Here is a 592-nt window from a genome sequence, read left to right as displayed (position 1 = left end):
ATAGTATTATAAGCTTGTTGTTTAATGATAAATTTATGCCTATTATATTTATAACATTTAAAGTAAGTATTACAGTTATTATTGTAAGAACAAATGATACAAAAATGACTAAAGTTGTTTTTGAAGATTTTTTTCTTATAAAAAATAAATCCAATAATATTATAAAAATAGAACTTACAACAAAAAATATAATAGTATTTATATTAAAAAGTTTATTATAAATATAATCAAATATAAGTGCTAAAATAGAACAAGCAAAATAAATTATTCTCCACATAACAGTTTCTCCTTAAAAACTAAAAAGAGCTCGAGTTATTTTTATGTTTTTATATTTTTTTATTAGTTTCAAATAGAATAAATTAATAAATATTTCACTCTTCTTTTTTCTTTTTTTTGGCAGGCTTAGCAGCAGCTTTAGTTGGTTTAATAAGTTCTTTTTCAGCAGGTTTAGTTTWAAACTTTTTAGCTGATTTTTCTAATGCATTAGACACTATATCTTCAATTTGGTCTCTATCTTTTTTTAATGCTATACTAATTTCATTTACTATAAACATATATGCTTTTTCATACAAACGTTTTTCGCTTGCAGATA

At 21.2% G+C, this 592-nt stretch carries 2 pseudogenes; both read right to left on the bottom strand.

The features are described 5' to 3' along the window. A pseudogene (locus GQX97_RS14115) lies at nt 1-277 on the bottom strand (hypothetical protein); the annotation flags it as partial. Nucleotides 278-371: 94 nt separating this feature from the next. Beyond that, nucleotides 372-592 (bottom strand): annotated as a pseudogene (locus GQX97_RS14110) (transcriptional regulator); the annotation flags it as partial.

Source organism: Brachyspira sp. SAP_772 (genome assembly GCF_009755885.1).
In the GTDB taxonomy this organism is placed as follows: domain Bacteria; phylum Spirochaetota; class Brachyspiria; order Brachyspirales; family Brachyspiraceae; genus Brachyspira.
Note: the sequence above shows the minus strand (reverse complement) of the source record. Positions and strands in the feature narration are given on the sequence as shown.